Raw genomic sequence first — 17,297 nt, forward strand, 5'->3', positions numbered from 1 at the left:
TGGCGGGTTCAGATACGGTTTTCGGCAAGATGCTGCTTGGCGATGATGATGCGCTGCATCTCGTTGGTGCCCTCGCCGATGCACATCAGCAGGCTGTCGCGGTAATAGCGCTCGATGTCATATTCCTTGGAATAGGAATAGCCGCCGAAGATGCGCATCGCCTCCTGGCTGTTCTCGACCGCGGCTTCGGAAGCGAAATACTTGGCCATGCCCGCTTCCTTGTCGCAGCGCTCGCCGCGGTCATAGGCCTCCGAGGCATCGAGGGTGAGCAGCCGCGCCGCGCGCGCGCGGGTGACCATTTCGCCAAGCTTCAACTGGATCGCCTGGTGCTGGGCGATGGGCTTGCCCATGGTCTCGCGCATCTGGGCATATTCGGTGGCCAGCCGCAAGGCGCCCTCGGCCAGGCCCACCCCGCGCGCGGCGACATTGATGCGCCCGAGTTCCAGCCCGCCGGTGGCCTGGAAGAAGCCCTGGCCTTCAACCCCGCCGATCAACTGGTCAGCCGGAACACGATAATCCTCCATGATGAGTTCGGCCGAATCGATCGCCTTGTAGCCGAGCTTGTCGAACTTCTTGCCGGTGGTCAGCCCCTCGCGCTTGTCGGCGATGAACAGGCTCATGCCCTTGTAGCGCGGCTCGGCCGCCGGATCGGTCTTGGCCAGAAGCGCAAAGCACTGGCCGTGAAGCGCGTTGGAAATCCAGGTCTTGGTGCCATTGAGGATATAATCGCCATTGGCGTCCTTGCGCGCCACGGTGCGGATCGCCTGGAGATCGGTGCCGGCATTGGGCTCGGTAAGCGCAAGCCCGCCGCGAATCTCGCCGGTGGCAAACTTGGGCAGCCACTTGGCCTTCTGCTGCGGCGTGCCGAAACGTTCGACCGCGGCGGCCATGATGAGGTGCGAGTTGAAGATCCCGGTGATCGCCATCCAATAGCTGGAAATGCGCATCACGATCTTGGCATAGGTGGTCGCCGGCAGGCCCAGCCCGCCATATTCCTGCCCGATGGTGGCCCCGAACAGGCCCATCTCGGCCATCTGTTCGACCAGCTTTTCCGGCCAGATGTCGTTGTGATCATGGTATTTGATCACCGGGATGACATCGCGCTCGAGCCAGCGGTCGATCGTCTCCATGAAGGCGCGTTCCTCATCGGGATCGATCGTGCGCAGCGGGGCTTCAAGGGTGGCGGCGGTGGCCATGGCGGGGCTCCTCGGATCGGTTGGCGGGGGATGGCTCGGGGCGGTGCAGCTCAATCGTCAAGATTGCCATAGCCGCGCTTCCACACCAGCACCGAGCGCTTGTAATGGCTGACGATCTCGCCGTGCTGGTTCTTGGCGATGGTCTTGAAGGTGACGATGCCCTGGCCCTCGCGGCTCTTGCTCTCGCGCTTTTCCAGCACCTCGCTTTCGCAATAGAGCGTGTCGCCGACGAACAGCGGCTTGACCATGCGCACCTCGTCCCAGCCGAGATTGGCGATCGCCTTGGCGCTGGTGTCCGAAACGCTCATCCCGGTCATCAGCGCGATGGTGAGCGGGGAGACCACCAGCGGCTTGCCGAACTCGGTCTTCTTGGCGAGCTCGTAGTCGAAATGCGCCGGATGGGTGTTCATGGTGAGCAGCGTGAACCAGACATTGTCGGCATCGGTGATGGTGCGCCCGGGGCGGTGCTCATAGACATGGCCGACGACGAAATCGTCGAAATAGCGCCCTTGCGTCTCGCGGAAACGGCCGGGGGCAACCTCGATGCAACCATCACGCATTGGCAAGCTCCTGATGACGCGCGATCAGCGCGCGGTAATGTTTGATGAGCGGGGCCTCAAGCATCCGGCCCCGGAAGCGGATCGCCTGCTCGCCGCCCTCGGCATAGGCGGCGAGCGCGGCGCGGGCCTCCTCCAGCTCCGCTGCCGAAGGGGCAAAGGCGGCGCGGATCGCCGGCACCTGGGCCGGATGGATCGCCGCCTTGGCCGCAAAGCCGAGCGCACGGGCGCGCGCCGCCTCCTCGGCAAGGCCGGCTTCGTCCTCGAGCCGGATGAAGGGCACGTCGATCGCGGGCTTGCCCGCCTCGGCGCAGGCCAGCACCAGTTGCTGGCGCGCCGCCAGCAGCGGCTCCCAGGCGAGCGCGACCTTCAGCGCGCCGGCAAAATCCCCGCCGCCGAACATCACCGCCGCGGTGCGCGGATGGCGCGCGATCGCGAGCGCCCGGCGCAGGCCCCTGGGGGTCTCGATCAGCGGCACCAGCGCCGGGCAGCGCGGCCCCAGCGCCCCGGCGATCACGTCAAGCTCGGCCGCGCTCTCGACCATCGGCACCAGCAGCACCTCAGGCATGGCAGAACTCTCGATCAGGGCGGCAAGGTCGGCGATCCCGGCGGCGGTCGCGACCCCGTTGATCCGCACCGCCCAGCCCGGCTCGCCCTTGGCGATCTCGGCAAGCGCGGCGGTGCGGGCCGGCCCCTTGTCTTGCGCGGCAACCGCATCCTCAAGGTCGATCACGGTCAGGTCAGCCCCGCCTGCCTTGGCCTTGGCAAAGCGATCGGGCCGCGATCCCGGCACGAACAGCAGGCTGCAAGCAGTAAGCATGGCGATCCTCGAATGGCCCCCTTGGCGCTGCCGTGCTGCAGCACCCAAATCAGGACTTCACAATTTGTCCGGACAAATCTAAAGTCAAGGGACAAATTTGCAATTTGTCCGGACATCTGGGCGGCAAGCTTGCCCGAGCAGATCCATCAAGGAGGGAGAATGACCATGAAATTCCTGCACTCGCTGCTGCTCGGCGCCAGCCTTGCCGCGGGCGCGCTGGCCGCTCCGGCGGCGGCGCAGATGCTCGATCCGGCCAAGCCCGAAGATGCGCTGCAGATCATGAAGCGCGTGCAATGCGGCATCTCCGAAGACAAGCCCGCGGTGTTCCACTGGTCGGGCAATATCTATGGCCGCAGCCCGGGCCAGCCCGACAAGCTGCTGTTCAAGGGCGAGGGCATGAACATCCGCCGCTGCGTCGAGGTCAATGATCCCGAGCGCGGCAAGGGCTGGCGTCTGGTCAGCCGCGAGGTGATGCTGATGCTCGATCCGGTCACCGGCGAGGTGCTGCGGCAATGGACCAACCCCTATACCGGCCAGACGGTGGAGGTGATGCACATCCACAATGACCCGGTCAACGGGCGACCCAACTTCGCCCGCAATGCCGATGGCTCGCCCTATCGCATCGCCGCGCTGCGCGAGGCCGGCCCCTGGGTGTTCATGCCCTTCGAGGCGCCGCTGTTCTATCCCAACCCGCTCCAGGGCGCCTATCAGAACTATGTCGGGGGCACCTATCACGCGATGGAGATCTTTGATTTCGCCGCGCTCAAGAGCGAGCTTTACAATCCTAAGACGCCCACGGCCTATCCGATGGTGAGCTGGGTGCGGGTGTCGCAATGGGCGCCGTGGATGGAGATGGGCGACCGGCCCGGGCAGATGGTGTTCAACGCCATGGGCCGCAAGCTGCCCGGCGGGTTCGAGGAGCTGCCCGAGGTGCTCAAGCGCGAGATCCGCGCCAATTACCCGATCTACGAGGATGCGCCGCCCAAGGACGACATGCGCCCCAACGAGACCACCTGGAGCAAGTTCAAGACCCTGATGGAAGCGCGCAAGGCGCAGCAATAGCAATGCCTGTGCTTTCGCGGCGCGGGGTGATTGCCGGGGGCGCGGCGGCGCTCGCTGCCGCCCTGGCCCCGCGCCGGGCCTGGGGGCGCACCCAGTATGACGTGGTGGTGATCGGCGCCGGGCTGGCCGGCCTGCACGCCGCCCATCTGCTTGAACAGGCGGGCCTTGCGGTGCGGGTGATCGAGGCCGCACAGCGGATCGGCGGGCGGCTCCACACGCTCGATCACCTGCCCGGCCGGCCTGAGGCGGGCGGCATCCAGATCGGACAGAACTATCGCCTGCTGCGCGCCATCGCCGCGCGGCTGGGCGTGGCGCTCGATGAAAGCCCCGGCGCCGGGGTGGGCGCGGCCGGCTCGCCCACGGCGCTGCTCCACATCAACGGCACCAGCCTTGCGCCCGAGGACTGGGCCAGCGCGCCTGCCAACCGCCTGAGCGGGGCGGAACGTGCCGTGCCGCCCTTTGCCCTTGCCGGCTTCTATGGCCGCGCCCTGCCCGCGCTCGCCAGCCCGGCAGACTGGCAGACCGCCCCGGCGGAAGCCGACATCAGCTATGACGAGGCGCTGCGCCGGGCCGGGGCCAGCGCCGAGGCGCGGCGGCTGATCGATGCCAATTTCAACGGCAACAGCCTTGCCGGCATGTCCGCGCTCTCCCCCGCGCGCGCGGTGGCGCTGCGCCAGGCCGGGCCAGGCCCGACGCTGATCGTGCGCGGCGGCTCGCAGCGCCTGCCCGAGGCGATGGCGCGCGCGCTCAGGGGCGAGGTGCGGCTCGGCCAGAAGGTGCGGGCGATCCGCGCGGACGAGGCCGGGGCCGAGGTGATCACCGATCGCGGCTCCATCGCGGCGCGCCACGTGCTGTGCACCATCCCCTTTGCCGCGCTGCGCGAGGTGCCAATCGCGGCCGAGCTGCCGCCCGAACTTGCCGGGATGATCGCCGCACTGCCCTATACCCGCGCCAGCTTTGCCTATATCGCCGCGCGCCGCCCCTTCTGGCGCGAGGACGGCGCGCCCGAGACGATCTGGAGCGATCACCCGCTGATCGGGCGGATCTTCGTGCTGGGCGATGATCCGCCGATGCTCAAACTGTGGACCTTCGGCGCCGGGGCCGATGCGCTCGAGCGCATGGGCGAGGCCCGCGTGCGCGCGGTGCTGGTGCCGCTGATCGAGGCGATCCGCCCCGCGGCGCGCGGCCAGATCACCAGCATCAGGCTGTTTTCCTGGCAGAGCAATCCGCTCGCCCGCGGCATCTATCACCACATCGGCACCGGCCAGGCGGCAGAGCTTTCCGCGGCCATCGCCTGGAAGGGAACGCGCCTCCACTTTGCCGGCGAGCACCTGGGGCCGGTGTCCCAGGGCATGGAAGGCGCGCTCGAGAGCGCCGAGGCGGCGGCCCTTTCGATTCTCGCGCGCGCCTGAGCAAGACGCAACAAGGGGCGGGAAAGCGCCTGCCTTCCCGCCCCTTCCCCTGGGGAGCGCTGTGCGTGATCAGAACCGCAGTTCGGCAATCACCCCGAAGCGCCGCGGCGGGCGCAGGCCGGCGATGAAGTTGCGGCGCAGATCGCGGTTGGCATCGGCATAGCGGATCAGCTGGTTGACCGTGTCCTCATCGAAGAGGTTGCGGACATAAAGCTGGATACGCAGGTTGTCGTTCTGCGCCCCGAGGCGGATGTCGGAGACCACCGAATCGCCGGTCTTGGCGAGATTGTGCACCTGGGCAAAGCTGCTCGAGAGCAGATAGGCGTTGATCCCGGCAAATGCCTGCCAGCCCGAGCTGCCGATGTCGCGGCGATAATCGAGATCGACGAACACCGTGTGGTTGGGCGCGCGCGGCAGCGACTTGCCGGTGATGTCGCCAAAGCGCGACTGGCAGCCGGAAATGTCGGGGAACTGGTCTCCGGTCGAGCAATTGACAAGGCCATCGTCGGCCACGTCGTTGAGCACGCCCTGGTTCTCGTCCAGCCCGTTGCGGAAGCGGCTGTCGGCATAGGCATAATTGGCCGTCAACGTCAGCTCCGGGCTGGGGCGCGCGAGGATCTCGAGCTCGAAGCCGTTGATCCTGACATCGCCGGCGTTGTTGATCGCCGAGACCTGCTGCGGCGCTGCCGGCGGGTTGATCACCTGCACCGGCTGGGTGAGCTGATAGCCCTCGATGCGGTTGTGGAACAGCGCGAGGTTGACCAGCAGCTTGCCATCGAGGAAGGTGTTTTTCGAGCCGATTTCATAGGACTTCACGTCCTCGGCGCCGAAGGTCGCCCGCCCCACCGAGATCGCCGCCGGGCCATTGAACCCGCCGGGCTTCTGCCCCTCGGCATAGACCGCATAGAGCAGGTTGTCGGGCGAAAGCTGATAATCGACCGTGATGCGCGGCAGGAATTCCTTGAAGGTCGCCTCGGCCACCACCGGCGCGCCAATATTGCCGGACGCCACGGTCGCGGTCTGCGCCCGGGTGCGGATGCGCTCCTCCTGATAGCGGCCCTCGGCGCTGATCGAGAGTTCATCGGTGAGGTTGAACGAGATCGAGCCGAACACCGCGATGTTGCGGATGTCATCGCGCGCATTGTTGCGGCTTTCCTGGAGGCTGCCGAGCGGGAAGGGCGGGCCGAGGATGGGCGAGAGGCAGCGCGGCAGCTGCGCGCACAGCGCCTGGCGCGCGGCGATCATGTTGGCGTTGGCCTCGGCCTGGGCGCCGGGCGGCAGCACGCGGTTGTCGGCCGAGCGGCTGTCCTGATCCCAGTAGAACCCGCCGAGCAGCAAGCGCCCCCAATCGGTGGTGTATTGCAGGCGCAATTCCTGCTGCCAGTCGGTGCGCTTGGATTCGTTCGAGAAGGAAAAATCGGTCTGCGAGCTGGCAAAGCCGTGCGGGACCCTGGGAACGCTGGGCGGGCCGAGCGGGATGGCGGCGAAGATCACCCCCTGGAAGCGGTTGGGCGAATAGTCGCCATCGGTGCGCTGCACCGCCTCGCGGCTGTTGTAGCCGGTGAGCGAGGTGAGCGTGAGATTGTCGGCCAGATCGATCTCGATCGACAGGCCGGTGTTCCAGGTGTCGATGGCATTGCCGACGAACTCATCGCCGAACTGGAGCGCATAGTCGCTCGAGACCGGGCGCGGGCGGATCACCCCGCAGAAGTAACGGCCCTGCCCGCGATAGAGGCCGCCATTGTCGAACAGGCAGTTGTTCTCGTTGGCATCGGTGGCGAAGATCGCCGGCTGGCCATCGCGGGTGCGGGTGTAATTGCCGCGCAGACCCACGCGCAGCGCGCCGCCATTGTCATACTTGAGCATGGCAAAGGCCGATTGGGTTTCCTGCACCCCGATCGGCGTGCCGTCGAACTGGTTGGTGAACAGCCCCTCGTTCTTGAAATAGCGCCCGCCGAGGATCAGCCCGAGGCCCGGCGCCAGCGGGCCGGAGACATTGCCGCTGATGTCATAGGTCGCCCCTTCGGCGACATCGGCCTGGAGCCGCCCGCGCCAGCGGCTCGAGGGCATCTTGGAGACGATGTTGATCGCCCCCGAATAGGTGTTGCGACCATAGAGCGCGCTCTGCGGGCCCTTGACCACCTCGATGCGCTCGATCGAGTCGATATCGTAATCGGCGAGCGAGCCGTTGAAATAGATCCCGTCGATGAAGAAGGCGACGCCGGAATCGCCGAGGATATTGGCCTGGCCGCGCACCACCGGGCGGTTGGCATCGCGCCCGAAGCTGTCGTCAAAGACCAGGCCCGCGGTGGCGCGGGTGAGATCGGTGAGGCTGTTGAAGCCGAGCCGGTCGATCGTGGCGGAGGTGACCACGGCAACCGCGAGCGGCGCTTCCTGCAGGCGCTCCTCGGTCTTGCGCGCGGTGACCACGATATCGGTGGGCGAGATCGCCGCGGCATCAGCCTCGCGCGCGACATCCGCCGCGTCATCCTGCATCATATCCTGTGCCATCACCACGCCGGGAGTGAGCGCGGTGGCGGCGAGAAAAGAACTACGAATCAAAGACTTCATGACTTCCCCCTCGTGACGCGTTGGCCGCAGCCGCGGCCTTTTCCCTCACCATCATACTTTGCTGTCCGGACAAATTTGTCCAGACAAATCTTGTCATGCATCCGCAACTATCTGCGCCGGGTGTGGCATGAGGGCCACGCCGCGCAGGGCTAGAGCGGCTTCACATTGCCGAGGAAGGCGGTGACGAGGAGCAGCAGATAGACCGTCCACACCCACACCCGGGTGCAGTCCATGGTGCGGCGCAGCGGGATTTCGGTGGCATCGCTCGAGCCCTGTTCGATCACCGCGGCCAGCTGCGCGCCGACCGGCTTGAAGGTCACATCAATCATGATCGCGGCCACGAAGATAAGGCCGAACAGCAGCGCCTTGAGCGCGAGCCACGTGGGCGCCAGCGGCGTTCCCAGCCACAGGCTGTGCGCGCCAAGGCCGAGATAGAAGGCCCCGATCAGCCAGCGCAGCCAGCCCTCGATGCGGCGGTTGCGCGCGGCGCGCGGGGTCATGTCGTGGCGGTGCGAATCCCACATCAGCCACAGCCAGCCCAGCCCCACCGCCCAGGCGCCCCACAACAGGCCCGGCGGCACCGCCCACCAGCCCCCGGCGCTTGCCACGCTGAGCGAGAGCGGCACCATCAGCGCCCAGGCGCTGCGCGGCACCATGTCGACCTCGACCAGGAGCTTGAGCAGCGCAAGACGCTGTTCGAGCGTGTAATCCTGCCGCCGGCGGAAATGCTGGCCGAGCAGGAACACCCCGACATCGGCCCCCAGCCACAGCACGAACAGCAGCAGGTGCGCATAGACCAGCGCACCATAGGCGTAATCCTGCATGGCAAGCCCCTGTTGAAAGCAGCGCAATGTTGCCCGCCGGACGCAGCGGGCGAAAGAATCGTTCGATCTGTCCGGACAAATTGCATTTCCCCGCTTGACAAGCAAGCATTTGTCCGGACAACTCTGCAACCAGAGCAGGGGAACACCCCCCGCCACGGCAATTGTCGGGCGGGCCTCACACAGGGTGAAATCGAGCGAAGGGGCTTGTCCAGACATGAAGAATGCGCACTCTCTCCACCGGCGGCCGACCTCTCGTGGCGCGCGCCGGCTCCGCCTCCTGGCCTCGGCGGCCGCGGTGATGGCGCTTGCCGGCCTTCCTGCGGTGGCCGCGGCCCAGGATGCCGACAGCGCGGCCGAAGCCGAAGCCGAGGCCGCCAGCACCGACATCATCGTCACCGCCCAGCGCCGGTCCGAGCGGCTGCAGGACGTGCCCGCCGCGGTCACCGCGCTCAATGCCGAGGATCTCCAGCAGCGCCAGATTTTCAACTCCACCGATATCGCGGCGCAGGTGCCGGGCGTGGTGATCACCGCCGGGACCGGCACGGCCAACTCGGCGCGCATCTTCTTCCGCGGGGTGGGCGAGGACGAATCGCGCGGCGCGGTCGATCCGGCGATCGGCATCTATATCGACAACGTCTATCTCGGCCGCACCGTCGGCTCGCTGTTCGATCTCGTCGATATCGCCCAGGTCGAGGTGCTGCGCGGGCCGCAGGGCACGCTCTATGGGCGCAACACCAATGGCGGGGCGATCAAGTTCACCTCGGTGACGCCCAAGCTGGGCGAGAACTCCTTCAGCGGCGAAGTCGGCTACGGCAATTACAACCGCGTGCGCGCCACCGGCATCGTCAATGCCGCGCTCGCCGATAGCCTCGCGGTGCGCGTCGCGGGCCTCTATGCCCGGCGCGACGGGTTCTGGAAGCTCAACCCCAACGGCGCCTTTGCCGCCCAGGCCGGCACCGAAGTGGGCGAGCAGGAGCTGTTCTCGGTGCGCGCCAGCCTCTATGGCGAGATGAGCCCGCGCTGGAGCGTCAAGGCGGTGTTCGACTACACCAAGGACAACAGCGATCCTTCGCCCTCCTCGCTGGTGGATCGCAGCTCCAACCCTGCGGTGGTCAAGGACCGCGATGGCGACATCTTCACCATCGAACCGGCGCCCAATGTCACCTGTTCGGCCGCCACCCCGGCCAATTTCCTGCCGATCGGCTGCTTCACCAACTATGGCAGCGAGGTCGAGACCTGGGGCGCCTCGATCCAGCTCGAAGGCGACTATGACAGCTTTGCGATCACCTCGATCTCGGCCCTGCGCTCGATGAAGGATGATCTCAAAAGCTTCATCTCCTTCCCCTTCTTCCAGCAGACCGAACAATATCAGGTGAGCCAGGAGCTGCTGGTCAACACCGCCTTTGATGGGCCGGTCAACTTCACCGCCGGGGCCTATTACTACTACGAGGATGTCAACCTCGATTACCAGTTCATCTTCCCCTTCCAGAACGACGTGGTGACCGAGAGCTTCTCGCTCTTCGGCCAGGCGCGCCTTGCGCTCACCGATGCGCTGACGCTCACCGGGGGCCTGCGCTGGATCGATGAAAGCCGCGATTTCGTCGGCAATGCCGGCGGGCCGCTCGCCGGCTTCGGCACCAATATCGTGCGCCGTTCGGATATCTCGGACATCGTGTGGACGGCCAAGGCCGACTACAAGATCACCGAGGACGTGATGGTCTATGCCTCCTATGCCACCGGCATCAAGACCCCGGGGGTCTCCTCGGACTGCTTCAGCCCGCTCGCCTGTTTCCGCGCGGTCGATCAGGAGGAGCTTGACAGCATCGAGGTGGGCCTGCGCACCCAGTTCTGGGATCGGCGGGGCACCTTCAACATCACCTATTTCAACAACGACTATCAGGATCTCCAGATCAGCGGCACCCTGCCCAACGGCGCCTTCACCCGCATCAATGCCGGCAAGGCGCGCATCCAGGGGATCGAGGTCGAAGCCCAGCTGCGCCCGGTCGATGGCCTGACCATCTACGCCAATGGCAGCTGGCTCGATGCCGAATATCGCCGGCTCAACTTCGATCAGGCGGGCCTGCTCAGCAACAGCACCAACACCGTGCCGGGGCTGGCCTGCACCAATGTCACCGCCACGCCCAATACCGAGCAATATCGCCAGCAGGTGATAGAATGCGCGCTGGGCCTCGAGATGAAGAACGCGCCGGAGTGGAAGCTGCTTGGCGGCTTCATCTATGATTTTGCGCTGGGCGACGGCGATTTCTTCATCGGCAGCGATATTGCCTATGAAAGCGACAGCTTTGGCCTCGTTGCCAATGTGCCCGGGACCAAGCAGCAGCCCGGGGTGCGGATCGATGCGCGCATGGGCTACACCACCGGGCCGTGGCGCTTCACGGTCTGGGGCAAGAACCTCACCGATCGGGAATATTTCCGCGCCAACACCTTCAACGTGCCCACCCGCCAGAACCAGGTCTTTGCCGCCCCGCCGCTGACCGTGGGCTTCGATATCGGGTTCCAGTTCTAGGGCGCGCGGTCGCGGTGCGCGCGCGGGCGCTCCTCGCTGGCCGCATCGGCGCGGCGCGCTGGTTTGCCGCCCTCGGCGCCGCCCTGGCGCTGGGGGCGGCGACGAGCGCCCCAGCGACCAACGCCCGATCGCCGGACCCGCAAGGCGTCACCGCCGCCTCCGCCTTCGGGGTTGGCCCGTGGCGCGAGGCGGTGGTGAGCGTCGCCGATCTTGATAAGAGCGCCGCCTGGCTGATCGAGGATGGCGGCTGGCAAGAGGTCGCCGCAGGGCCGCTCTCGCGCGCGGAACTTGCCTATTGGAAGCTGCCCGATACCGCCGCGGGCGCCTTTCGGCTGATCTGCGCCGCCGGGGTCGAGACCGGCTGTATCCGCTTCGTGCGCTTCGACAATGCCGGGCCGCAGCGCCCGATCCGCCTTGCCGCGCGGCCCTGGGATACGGGCGGCATCTTCTCGATCATGCTGCGCAGCGAGGATGTGCAGGCCCTGTTCGATGCCGCGATCGCCCGCGGCTGGTGGGCCGAGAGCGAGCCCTATCGCTTTGCCTTCGGCGGATCGCAGCTCGTCAATGTCGTGGTGCAGGGACCGCACGGGGTCAATTACGCGCTCTACCAGCGCAGCGCCCCGCCCTTCACCGACTTTCCCGTCGGCAGGCTGAGCCAGGCCTTCAATTCGATGCGGATGGTGAAGGATCAGCCGAGGAGCCTTGCCTGGTATCGCGAGGTGCTGGGCTTTGCCACGCTGTTCGATGCGCCCTACACCGATCCCGAGCCGCGGCCCAACAATTTCTCAGTTCCCGCCAACCTTGCCACCGGCATCGTGCGCCAGGCCGCGGTGGTGCAGCCCATGCTGCCGGGCGAGACCGGGCGGATCGAGGTGATGCAGTTCGTCGGGCTTGCCGGGCGCGATCTCAGCGCCCAGGCCTCGCCCCCCAATTTCGGGATCATCTCGGTGCGCTATCCGGTGCGGGCCTTCGCCGCCTATATGGCCCACCTGCGCGCCAGGGGCGCCGCGCCCGCATATCAGGCGCAAGAGGTTGCCATCACCGCCCTGGGGGTGGTGGATATCGCCGCGCTGCGCGATCCCGATGGCAACCTGACCGAATTCTACGCCGCCCCGTGATGCGCGCGAAGTTGCCAGCGACATTTGCCGCCCACCGCGCCAAGCTGGCGGCGCCGGAGAGGCCACACCAGAGGCCACACGAGCGGCCAGAGGAGCGGCCAGAGGAGCGGCCCAAAGCGAGGGGAGCACGCGCGTGAACCAGTCTGAAGCCTCAGCGGCCCCGCCCGCGCTTGCCGAGCGCGGCGAATTTGCCAAGGGTTGGCCGGTGCTTGTTGCCGGATTGTTCGGCGTGATGTGCGGCGCCTCGCCCATCCCCTACAATGTCATCGGCTTTACCACCGCGCCGCTCAAGGCCGAATTCGGCTGGTCGCAGACCGAGGCGGTGATCCCGATCACCATCTTCGGCGTCATCGCCGCGCTGCTTGCCCCGCTGTTCGGCTGGATGGCCGATCGCTTCGGGGTGCGGCGGGTGGCGCTGTGGTCGCTGTTTGCCTTTGGCCTGTCCTTCGCCGCGATCGGCCTTACCCCGCGCGGGGCGGGGGCGGATGTCCTGCCGGTCTATTACGCCTTGTGGGTGGTGGTCGGGCTGGTCGGCATCGGCTCGACCCCGGTGACCTGGAGCCGGGCGATCAACTTGTGGTTCTTCCGCCACCGGGGCCTTGCGCTCGGCATCCTGCTGATGGGCACCAGCCTTGCCGCGATGGTGGTGCCCAAGGTGGCGGTGTGGGCGATCTCCGCCTTCGGCTGGCGCGGCATGTTCCCGATCGTGGCGCTGTTCCCGGCCGCGGCGCTGGTGCTTGCTTTCTTCCTGTTCCGCGAACCGCGCGAGGACGAACGGCCGCGCGCGATCGCCAGCGCCTCGGGGCGGCTCACCGGGGTCAAGCTAGGGACTGCGCTTGGCGATTATCGCTTCTGGCTCATCTGGGTGTCGATCGCGCTCATCGCCACCGCCTTTGGCGGGGCCTTCATCAACATGCCGACCATCCTTGGCCTCAGCGGCGTTGCGGCCGAGACCGCGGCGAGCGTGATGGGGGTGCTGGGCATCGGCATCCTCATCGGGCGGATCTTCACCGGCGCGCTGCTCGATCGCTTCTGGCAGGGCGTTGTCGCCTTTCCGCTCTTGTGCCTGCCGGCGATCTCGGCGGCGATCCTGCTGGGCGACAGCCTCACCTTCCCGCTCGCTGCCGCTGCCGGGTTCCTGCTCGGCTTTGCCGCCGGGGCCGAAAGCGATCTCATCGCCTATCTTGCCGGGCGCTATTTCGGCATGGCCCATTACGGCAAGATCTATGGCATGCTCTACATGCCCTTCGGCCTGTTCTCGGCCGCTTCGCCGATCATCTATGCCCAGGTCTATGACCGCACCGGCAGCTATGACCCGATCCTCAAGGTGGCGATCGGAATGTTCGTGCTCGGCGGGGCGGTGCTGCTGCTGCTCGGCCGCTATCCCGAAACCCTGCCCGAGGCCGAGGGAGAGGCCGCGGGCGATGCCGCGATGGAGCCTGCCTGATGGCCAGCCTTGCCGCCGACAATCCGCTTGCCCCCTTGCGCGCCGCCGTGCCCGAGCAGGCGCTGCTCACCGATGCGGCAAGCCTCGCCCTGTACAGCCACGATGTCTATGGCAAGGGTGCAACGCCGCTGGCAGTGCTGCGCCCGCAGAGCGTCGATGAGCTTGCCGCCGGGATCGGCGCTGCCACGCGCGCCGGGATCGCCATCGTCCCGCGCGGCGGGGGGATGAGCTACACCGGCGGCTATCTCTATGCTGCCGGGCCGCACATCCTCGTCGATACCGGGGCGCTCAACCGGATCGTCGAGATCAACGAGACCGATCTTACCGCCCTCGTCGAGGTCGGCTGCACCTGGGAGGCGCTCAACGCCGCGCTCGCCCCGCGCGGGCTGCGCGCGCTCGCCTGGGGCACGCTTTCGGGCATCCGCGCCACCATCGGCGGGGGGATGAGCCAGAACGGGGTGTTCTGGGGCGCGCGCGGCGGCACCGTGGTCGATGGCGCGATCAGCTTTGACGTGGTGCTGGCCGATGGCCGGGTGGTTTCGACCGGATCGGATTTCTTCCGCCCCTATGGCCCCGATCTCACCGGCCTGTTTGCTGCCGATTGCGGCGCCTTCGGGGTCAAGGCGCGGGTGCGGCTCAAGCTGGTCGAGGCCGCCCGGGCCGAGGCCCATGGCTCCTTTGCCTTTGCCAGCCACGAAGGCCTGTTCGCGGCGATGAGCGCGATTGCCCGGGCCGAACTTGCCTCGGAAAGCTTTGCCTTCGATCCTTTCCTCCAAAGCCAGCGGATGAAGCGCGATTCGCTCGCCAGCGATGCGCGCCAGTTCACCCGGATGATCAAGGCCGAGGCCAAGGCCGGCGGCGTGCTCAAGGCGCTCACCAGCGGCGCGCGGGTGGCGCTCGCCGGGCGCTCCTTCCTCAAGGACGCGGCCTTCAGCCTCCATTGCATCGCCGAGGGCCGGCATGGCGCCGCGGTGGAGGCCGACATGGCCGAGATCACCGCGATCGTGCGCGCGCATGGGGGGAGCGTGGTCGAGAACACCGTGCCCAAGATCCTGCGCGCCAACCCCTTCCCCCCGCCCAATTCGATGCTGGGGCCGGGGGGCGAGCGCTGGGTGCCGGTGCACGGCTTCCTGCCCCATTCGCGCCTCGTCGAAGCCTGGGAGGGGCTGCAGGCGCTGTGGGCGCGCCATGGCGAGGAGATGGCGCAGCGCAAGGTGGAAACCGGGGCGCTGATGGCCGCCACCGGGCGCCATGCCTGCCTGATCGAGCCGGTGTTCTACTGGCCGGGGGCGCACAACCCGCTGCACGCCCACGCGGTCGAGCCCGATCACCTTGCCCGCCTGCCCAGGCTCGCTCCCGATCCGGCCGCCGATGCGCTGGTCGAGACGCTCAGGGGCGAGGTGATCGCGCTGTTCCAGCGCCTTGGCGCGATCCACCTCCAGATCGCCCGCACCTATCCGTTGGCATCCAGCCATGATCCGGCCGCCTGGGAGATGCTGCGCGCGCTCAAGACCAAGGTCGATCCTCGGGGGCTGATGAACCCCGGGGTGCTGGGGCTGTAAGGGGCCGGTGCGATGGCAGCCCTGCCGGCGCCAGGTGCTTGCCGCCGGGCTGATCGCGGCCCTTGGCCCGCAGCTCGAGCCTGCTGCCCTCTTCGCAAAGGATGAGAACGTGACCGATCCTGCCCCTTTTTCCGCCATGGCATTGCAGCTCACTGCCCGCTCGCTCGAGCGCCTGAGCGATGCCGCGGCGGCGCGCGCGGCGATCCTTGCCCATATCGCCGAGCTCGAAGCGACGATCCGCAGCAGCGCGATCTTCGTGGCGCAATATTCGGGCGTGCCGGTGAAGCTGGTGGTGCTGCCTGAATATCTCTTCACCTCCTATCCCGGGCGCATCTCGATCCCCGAATTTGCCGCAAGGGTGGGCTTTGCCGCTGACGGGCCGGAATATGCCGCGCTCGGCGCGCTTGCCGAAAAGCTCGGCATCCACCTTGCCGGCAATGCCTATGAGACCGATCCGGCCTTCCCCGATTTCTATTTCCAGACCTGCTTCATCATCGCCCCCTCGGGCGCGGTGGTGCTGCGTTATCGCCGGTTGCTTTCGATGTTCGCGCCCTCGCCGCATGATGTGTGGGACGCCTATCTCGACAAATACGGGATCGAGGGCGTCTTTCCGGTGGCGCGCACCGAGATTGGCAATCTTGCGGCGATCGCCAGCGAGGAAATCCTCTATCCCGAAATCGCCCGCGCCCTGGCGCTGCGCGGCGCGGAGATCTTCTGCCATTCCTCCTCCGAGATCGGCTCGCCCATTGCCACCAACAAGGACATCGCCAAGCAGGCCCGCGCCTTTGAAAACCTTGCCTATGTGGTCTCGGCCAACACCGCGGGCATTTCCGGCACGGCGATGCCGCTGGCAAGCGCCGATGGCAATTCGCAGGTGGTCGACTGGAAGGGCCGCGTGGTGGCGCAATCGGGCGATGGCGAAACCTTCACCGCCTTTGCCGCGATCGATCTTGCCGCGCTGCGCCGCGCGCGCCGCACGCCCGGCATGACCAATTATCTGGCGCGCCAGCGGCCCCAGCTCTTTGCCGCGGCCTATGCCGCCGCGGCCGAGCCCTTTGCCGGGCCCAATGGCCTCATCGTGGATGGCCAGCCGCGCATCCCCGATCGTGACCATTTCACCCGCGCCCAGGCCGAGGTGATCGCGCGGCTCGACCAGGCAGGGATCATCTGATGATGCAGCACCGCACCGTTTCCGGCACGATCCGCTATCTTTCGATGAAGCCCGGGCGCGAGGGCAGCGAGCGCGGGCGCGAGCATTTCACCTTCACCCACCATGCCGATGGCTCGGTGATCATGAGCGCCCATTGCGAGATCGAGGAGCCGCAGCCCACGGTGCTGCGCAACCTCATCTATCACATCGGCCCCGATCGCAAGCCGCACAACCTTTTGGTGCATCTCACGCTCGGCGATCAATTCCTCGGCTCGGGCTGGATGCGCTTTGACCGCGCGGCGGGCGAGATCACCTGCGAAAGCTATGGCCCGGCGATTGGCCGCAATTCCGAGCGGCGCGCGGCGGGCACCTTCGATGCCTTCGGCACCCATCCGGTGGTGGGCGATGGCTTTACCACCCGGCTGCTCGATATCGCCCGCGGCCCGCACCGGCGCGCCTTGCGCTTCTTCCTGCCCTCGGCCGATCACCGCGGCGCCACCGCCCCGCAGATCGCCGAGGTGACGATGACGATGGAATATGTGGGCGAGGAGGAGATCACGGTCGCCGCCGGCACCTTTGCCTGCCGGCGCTTTCGCTATGTCGATGAAAGCCCCGAGGGCATGGGGGGCGAGCGCCACCCCGATTTCGACATGTGGGTGACGGCGGATGATGACAGCATCCTCGTCTATGGCGCGATCGATGGCTACATGATGAACCGTTACGAGCTCGTCGAACTCACGCGCTAAGCCGTGGACTCATTAGCTGCGATCCATAGGCGAGTTGAGAAGAGTTTGGCAGCGGCGAGGAAGTTGTCGGCGCGTTTGTCGTATCGCGTGGCCAAGCCTCTGGCGTGCTTGAGTTTTCCGAAGAAGCGCTCGATCAGGTTGCGATAGCGGTAGAGGAAGGAGCTGAAGGCGAAGCCCTTCTTGCGGTTGGCCTTTGGCGGGATGTTGGCGAAGCTGCCGCGCGCCTCGACCTTGTCGCGGATGGCGTCGCTGTCATAGGCCTTGTCGGCGAGGAAGATGCTGCCTTCCGGCACGGCCTCGAGCAG

The 17,297-nt window shown here is 66.9% G+C and carries 14 protein-coding genes; 8 read left to right on the top strand and 6 right to left on the bottom strand.

Annotation, left to right across the window (positions count from 1 at the left end; translation table 11 throughout):
* Positions 1 to 8 precede the first annotated feature (8 nt).
* From G524_RS0114405 to G524_RS0114415, 3 genes are read right to left on the bottom strand one after another with little or no spacing between them, the layout of a single operon-like run.
* Positions 9 to 1,196, bottom strand: a complete 1,188-nt coding sequence (locus G524_RS0114405; protein WP_051221316.1) for an acyl-CoA dehydrogenase family protein — start codon at positions 1,194 to 1,196, stop codon at positions 9 to 11.
* A gap of 50 nt (positions 1,197 to 1,246) precedes the next feature.
* Positions 1,247 to 1,756 carry a MaoC family dehydratase gene (locus G524_RS0114410; RefSeq protein ID WP_027444321.1) on the bottom strand — a complete coding sequence of 170 codons (510 nt, stop codon included), beginning with the start codon at positions 1,754 to 1,756 and terminating at the stop codon, positions 1,247 to 1,249.
* The gene (locus G524_RS0114415; protein WP_036858087.1) at positions 1,749 to 2,573 is read right to left on the bottom strand and encodes an HpcH/HpaI aldolase/citrate lyase family protein; all 825 of its coding nucleotides are present in this window, start codon (positions 2,571 to 2,573) and stop codon (positions 1,749 to 1,751) included. The genes G524_RS0114410 and G524_RS0114415 overlap by 8 nt, the downstream gene beginning before the upstream one ends.
* 159 nt (positions 2,574 to 2,732) lie before the next feature.
* On the opposite strand from G524_RS0114415, the gene G524_RS0114420 reads away from it, so the two are divergent.
* Both G524_RS0114420 and G524_RS0114425 read left to right on the top strand, forming a co-directional pair.
* On the top strand, positions 2,733 to 3,635 hold the full coding sequence (locus G524_RS0114420; protein WP_027444323.1) for a DUF1838 family protein: 903 nt from the start codon (positions 2,733 to 2,735) through the stop codon (positions 3,633 to 3,635).
* Between the two features lie 2 nt (positions 3,636 to 3,637).
* Positions 3,638 to 5,047, top strand: coding sequence for a flavin monoamine oxidase family protein (locus G524_RS0114425; protein WP_027444324.1), 1,410 nt, complete (start codon positions 3,638 to 3,640; stop codon positions 5,045 to 5,047).
* Positions 5,048 to 5,116: 69 nt separating this feature from the next.
* On the opposite strand, the gene G524_RS0114430 is transcribed toward G524_RS0114425, so the two are convergent.
* Both G524_RS0114430 and G524_RS0114435 read right to left on the bottom strand, forming a co-directional pair.
* Positions 5,117 to 7,618: a TonB-dependent receptor gene (locus G524_RS0114430; protein WP_084625208.1), complete on the bottom strand. Its 2,502-nt coding sequence runs from the start codon at positions 7,616 to 7,618 to the stop codon at positions 5,117 to 5,119.
* Positions 7,619 to 7,767: 149 nt separating this feature from the next.
* Positions 7,768 to 8,442 carry a hypothetical protein gene (locus G524_RS0114435; protein WP_036858088.1) on the bottom strand — a complete coding sequence of 225 codons (675 nt, stop codon included), beginning with the start codon at positions 8,440 to 8,442 and terminating at the stop codon, positions 7,768 to 7,770.
* Between the two features lie 298 nt (positions 8,443 to 8,740).
* Here G524_RS0114435 and G524_RS0114440 point away from each other — a divergent pair, with 298 nt between their 5' ends.
* From G524_RS0114440 to G524_RS0114465, 6 genes are all read left to right on the top strand, one after another.
* Positions 8,741 to 10,969 (top strand): TonB-dependent receptor, encoded by a 2,229-nt coding sequence (locus G524_RS0114440; protein WP_156894117.1) that lies wholly within the window; start codon positions 8,741 to 8,743, stop codon positions 10,967 to 10,969.
* A gap of 14 nt (positions 10,970 to 10,983) precedes the next feature.
* The gene (locus G524_RS0114445; RefSeq protein WP_027444328.1) at positions 10,984 to 12,087 is read left to right on the top strand and encodes a VOC family protein; all 1,104 of its coding nucleotides are present in this window, start codon (positions 10,984 to 10,986) and stop codon (positions 12,085 to 12,087) included.
* Between the two features lie 133 nt (positions 12,088 to 12,220).
* On the top strand, positions 12,221 to 13,534 hold the full coding sequence (locus G524_RS16145; protein WP_245561394.1) for an MFS transporter: 1,314 nt from the start codon (positions 12,221 to 12,223) through the stop codon (positions 13,532 to 13,534).
* Positions 13,534 to 15,096: an FAD-binding oxidoreductase gene (locus G524_RS0114455; RefSeq protein ID WP_036858089.1), complete on the top strand. Its 1,563-nt coding sequence runs from the start codon at positions 13,534 to 13,536 to the stop codon at positions 15,094 to 15,096. The genes G524_RS16145 and G524_RS0114455 overlap by 1 nt, the downstream gene beginning before the upstream one ends.
* Before the next feature lie 109 nt (positions 15,097 to 15,205).
* Positions 15,206 to 16,267 (top strand): nitrilase-related carbon-nitrogen hydrolase, encoded by a 1,062-nt coding sequence (locus G524_RS0114460; RefSeq protein WP_027444330.1) that lies wholly within the window; start codon positions 15,206 to 15,208, stop codon positions 16,265 to 16,267.
* The gene (locus tag G524_RS0114465; RefSeq protein WP_245561395.1) at positions 16,267 to 16,992 is read left to right on the top strand and encodes a DUF3108 domain-containing protein; all 726 of its coding nucleotides are present in this window, start codon (positions 16,267 to 16,269) and stop codon (positions 16,990 to 16,992) included. The genes G524_RS0114460 and G524_RS0114465 overlap by 1 nt, the downstream gene beginning before the upstream one ends.
* Here G524_RS0114465 and G524_RS0114470 read toward each other — a convergent pair.
* Positions 16,989 to 17,297 (bottom strand): IS5/IS1182 family transposase (locus tag G524_RS0114470; RefSeq protein ID WP_027443049.1); only part of this gene is annotated, 309 nt, incomplete at its 5' end. The two genes, G524_RS0114465 and G524_RS0114470, sit on opposite strands and share 4 nt — an antisense overlap.

This window comes from Erythrobacter cryptus DSM 12079 (assembly GCF_000422985.1).
Lineage (GTDB): Bacteria > Pseudomonadota > Alphaproteobacteria > Sphingomonadales > Sphingomonadaceae > Erythrobacter > Erythrobacter cryptus.

Excerpts from the sequence above, each read along its gene's own strand:
- G524_RS0114405 (WP_051221316.1), bottom strand. The coding sequence starts at position 1,196 with ATGGCCACCGCCGCCACCCTTGAAGCCCCGCTGCGCACGATCGATCCC.
- G524_RS0114410 (WP_027444321.1), bottom strand. The coding sequence starts at position 1,756 with ATGCGTGATGGTTGCATCGAGGTTGCCCCCGGCCGTTTCCGCGAGACG.
- G524_RS0114415 (WP_036858087.1), bottom strand. The coding sequence starts at position 2,573 with ATGCTTACTGCTTGCAGCCTGCTGTTCGTGCCGGGATCGCGGCCCGAT.
- G524_RS0114420 (WP_027444323.1), top strand. The coding sequence starts at position 2,733 with ATGACCATGAAATTCCTGCACTCGCTGCTGCTCGGCGCCAGCCTTGCC.
- G524_RS0114425 (WP_027444324.1), top strand. The coding sequence starts at position 3,638 with ATGCCTGTGCTTTCGCGGCGCGGGGTGATTGCCGGGGGCGCGGCGGCG.
- G524_RS0114430 (WP_084625208.1), bottom strand. The coding sequence starts at position 7,618 with ATGAAGTCTTTGATTCGTAGTTCTTTTCTCGCCGCCACCGCGCTCACT.
- G524_RS0114435 (WP_036858088.1), bottom strand. The coding sequence starts at position 8,442 with ATGCAGGATTACGCCTATGGTGCGCTGGTCTATGCGCACCTGCTGCTG.
- G524_RS0114440 (WP_156894117.1), top strand. The coding sequence starts at position 8,741 with ATGGCGCTTGCCGGCCTTCCTGCGGTGGCCGCGGCCCAGGATGCCGAC.
- G524_RS0114455 (WP_036858089.1), top strand. The coding sequence starts at position 13,534 with ATGGCCAGCCTTGCCGCCGACAATCCGCTTGCCCCCTTGCGCGCCGCC.
- G524_RS0114465 (WP_245561395.1), top strand. The coding sequence starts at position 16,267 with ATGATGCAGCACCGCACCGTTTCCGGCACGATCCGCTATCTTTCGATG.